Consider the following 3986-nt stretch of genomic DNA (forward strand, 5'->3'; position numbering starts at 1 on the left):
TCCAAATATAGAAAAATTTATTATGCATGCATAATAAATTTGAATAAAAAATGTTCCTTATTACCTGCTTTCCGAAAAACGAAACCGTCAGGCTATTTTACACAAACAGGTGAGTATTACACTCAGAATCAGTGGTTGTATATATCGTTGTAGAGGTCGATATATTTTTCCTTGATGATTTTTCGTTTCAATTTCATGGTAGGGGTAAGGTGACCTTCATCCACGGACCAGACGTCGGGGGTTAACTTAAATAGCTTCACTTTTTCCCATTTTGCGAAATGCTCATTGGCCTGTTCTACTTCCTCTTTAAACCGATCCAATACTTTCGGATTCGCAATGGCTTCTTCGGTGTTCTGAAATTCCAGATTGTGACGTTTGGCCCATTCAAACAAGAATTCAAAATTGGGTTGAATAAGGGCGGCAGGAAGTTTTTCACCTTCCCCAACAACCATAATCTGTTCGATAAAGCGGGATTGTTTCATCCGGTTTTCCAAAAGCTGGGGAGCCACGTATTTCCCCCCGGAGGTCTTGAACATTTCCTTTTTGCGATCGGTGATCCTTAAAAAACCATCCGCATCAATTTCCCCGATGTCCCCTGTGTGAAAATAGCCTTCACTATTGATTACCTCAGCTGTTTTTTCAGGGTCTTTGTAATATCCCATCATGACGTTGGGTCCTTTACAGAGAATTTCCCCGTCTGAAGCGATTTTCACTTCAACATCCTTGATGATCCTGCCCACGGTTCCAATTTTCCAGCCGCGATTCCGCTGATCATTTACGGAGATCACCGGGGAGGTTTCCGTCAACCCATAACCTTCCATGACCGGAATTCCCGCAGCCCCAAAAACCCGCGCCAATCGCGTTTGCAGGGCTGCACTTCCCGAGACCATCGTATTGAGGTTACCTCCGAGGCCTTCCTTCCATTTCGAAAAGATTAGCGTGCGCGCCAGGCCTAATTTTTTCTCATACCACCACCCATTTGCGGCATAGGGTTCAAACTTGAGTCCTATGTCGACGGCCCAGAAAAACAGGGCTTTTTTCAACCCCGTAAGGTCGGCCCCTTTTGCGATGATGCGGTCGTAGACTTTTTCAAGCAGGCGGGGGACAACGGTCATGACATGAGGTTTGACTTCCTTCAGGTTATCGCTGATCGTCTCCAGACTTTCCGCATAATACACGCTGATGCCACAGTACTGGTAGAGATAGAGAATCATCCGTTCAAAAATATGGCAGACAGGGAGGAAACTCAGGGCTACACTGCCGTATTCAAAGGGTACCCGCTCCTTACTCCCCAGAACATTCGATACGATATTATTATGGGATAGCATGACCCCTTTAGGTCTCCCCGTAGTCCCTGAAGTATGGATGAGGGTAGCGAGATCCTCCGGTTTAACGGCGGCTTTACGCGCTTCAACCGCATCCTGATTAGACGCGTCAGCTCCCATTTCCACTAATTCAGACCAATGCCGGCATCCTTCAATCCGGTCAAAGCTAAAGATATCTTTCAGGGAAGGGACCTGATTTTGAACCGCCCGCACTTTATCCAGAACTTCCTGGCAGGACACAAAACAGTATTCAGATTCCGAGTGATTGAGGATATAGGCGTAATCCTCTTCCGATATGGTCGGGTAGATGGGGACGTCCTGCGCCCCAACCTGCAGGATCCCTGTATCGACAATACTCCACTCCGTGCGATTGCTCATGGAGATCATGGCAATTTTAGTATGGGCTGCCACACCAAGGGTAAGGAGCGCCCGGCTAATCGCATTGGCCTGTTCCAGGTATTGGGTAGTGCTTACGGCTTCCCATTCCCCATTGGACTTGGTGACCATAGCTTTGTCCAGGGGGAAATGCGCTTGCTGATAATAGGGGAACTCAAAAATGCGTGTGACTGTTTTCATAAATGTTGCTTGAAACTGATTTGCAAAATACGAAAAGCAACAGGTCTTTTACAACAGATTCGCAATAGAACCACCAGCGAATTGTGAAAACAATAATTTCCTTGGTTAAAAGTAGTCCCCGATCACTTTAAATACCGGGTAAAAAAGCCTTCGGTAGCTTTAAAGGCCCGAAGCCAGGAGTCGTACCTTAAAAACCCGTGGACTTCATCCGGAAAAACCAGGTGTTCGTTGTAGACGCCCCGCGAATCCAGTTGATTTTTGAGATCGATAGACTGCCCGATCATTACGTTCCGGTCATCATCCCCGCTTATGAGTAGTACAGGGGATGTCCAGGCACTGAGGTCGGCTATCGGTGAGGCTGCCGTGGCACCGGACATTAATTCTTCAGTGAGCCCCCAGCCGCCTCCGGGTGAAAAGTCCCTTCCCCTCCAGGCCCAGTCGTGTACCCCATGCAGGTCAACCCCTGCTTTAAAAAGCCCGGAGTTCCGGGCTAGCCCCATGGCCGTGAGATAGCCCCCGTAGGAACCTCCCCAGAGCCCGATCTTTTCCGGGTTGACCCTTTCAAGGGATTGCAGGTACTTCCCTGCCGCTACAATATCCTGGTATTCGGATGCCCCCCGGGGTCCCTGCTTCGCTGCCCTTCGAAAATCGCGGCCATACCCGATCCCCGAGCGATAGTTTACGGAGAGCACCACATAGCCCCTGGAGGCCATATACTGGTTCATGCTATAGGCGTTGGCGTAATAGCCACTGTAATGGTACCCCAATAGCATCTGGCGTATGGGACCTCCGTGCATATAGATAAGCGCCGGCTTTTTGTTTCCGGCCCCGGGGGGTGGGGTAAAGAGTTGTCCGTGAATTTCCAGGCCATCAGCTGCCCTGAACGTGACGGCCTGCGGCTCCACCAGGGAGCCCTTAGGAAATTGCGGGTCAAGGGGCCCGAGGGTTTTTGCGGTCCCGTCCTTTTGCAGCATCGCCGTTGTAGGCTGGTTATAGAGGCCTTCCCGGTAGGCAAAGGCATTTCCTTCCAGACCTACAACATGAGACTGTATACCTGATTGGCCCGTAACCTGTTCAGAAACGCCTGAGGTGATATCCGTTCGCCAGATATGCCTGCGATTGATGTCTCCGCAATTGCCCGAGGAATAGAGGTATTTCTGATCGGTTGAAAGGCTGCTGTTTTCTGTAATACAGGCACCGGGTGTCAGATCGGTCAACCCGGCCCCGTCCGGACGAATCTTATAGATATGATTCCAGCCCCCGTGTTCGGAATAAAAAAGGATTTGGTCTTGTTTTGTCCAACGTAAGGGGGTATTCGGGTAGTATTGGGCAAAGCCCCCGTCATCAGACGGGGATTTCCAGATTGGCAGGGCGTTTCCTGTTTCGAGGGATCCCACCCAAATTTCAAAGGAATTCCCCCCGGTAAGGTTCCGAAGTTCATCTTTACTCCTTCCGGGGCGCCTCAAAAAGGCCAACCGTTTTCCATCCGGGGACCATACCGGGTGTTCATCAAATCCCAGTCCCGGTGAAATCCATTGAATCCGATCCGTCCCCGGCTCAAAAACACCGACAAAACTGTGATCGGTTCTCGGACTTACAAAAGCCATTTTTGTCCCGTCCGGTGACCATGTGAGGGAAGATACCCCCGCACGTACCTCCAGAAGTAATTCCTCCTTCGGCTCGGGACTTCCGGCAGCGGGCATGCGATAGACCTTTTTTCCTTTGGTGTAAATAAGTGTTTTTCCATCCGGACTCAATTCCATGGATCCTACCGGGGCCAGGGTGTCTATTTGCTTATCAGCCAGCCGCAACCGAAGTAACTGCCGTTGGGGAATGGGGCTAAGACTCGCCGGATTGGCAGGTTCGCCATTGCGGTTGTTGGCATTTCCCCTAACGTAGAACAAGTGCTCAGGGGTTAACGCCTGAAGGACGATGCCAAGCCCATCATCGGTGTTGTAACTCGTGAGTAGGGTGGGGGGAGTAGCTCCCAGGGAGGTATACCAAATATTGCGTACCCCTTTTTCATTGACCACCCATGCCAGGTGTTTTCCATCTTTCGAGCCGTGCAGGGATTCGGTATAGGGC

General features: G+C 50.3%; 2 protein-coding genes. Both read right to left on the reverse strand.

Going from position 1 to position 3986, the window contains the following annotated elements:
* Positions 1 to 128: 128 nt before the first annotated feature.
* Positions 129 to 1901 carry an AMP-dependent synthetase/ligase gene (locus tag WBV75_RS00145; protein ID WP_424118641.1) on the reverse strand — a complete coding sequence of 591 codons (1773 nt, stop codon included), beginning with the start codon at positions 1899 to 1901 and terminating at the stop codon, positions 129 to 131.
* 122 nt (positions 1902 to 2023) lie between these two features.
* The coding region (locus tag WBV75_RS00150) for a S9 family peptidase (RefSeq protein ID WP_424118642.1) at positions 2024 to 3986 on the reverse strand (1963 nt) is incomplete at its 5' end.

The sequence above is a fragment of the Robiginitalea sp. genome (genome assembly GCF_049588695.1).
GTDB lineage: Bacteria > Bacteroidota > Bacteroidia > Flavobacteriales > Flavobacteriaceae > Robiginitalea.

Excerpts from the sequence above, each read along its gene's own strand:
- WBV75_RS00145 (WP_424118641.1), bottom strand. The coding sequence starts at position 1,901 with ATGAAAACAGTCACACGCATTTTTGAGTTCCCCTATTATCAGCAAGCG.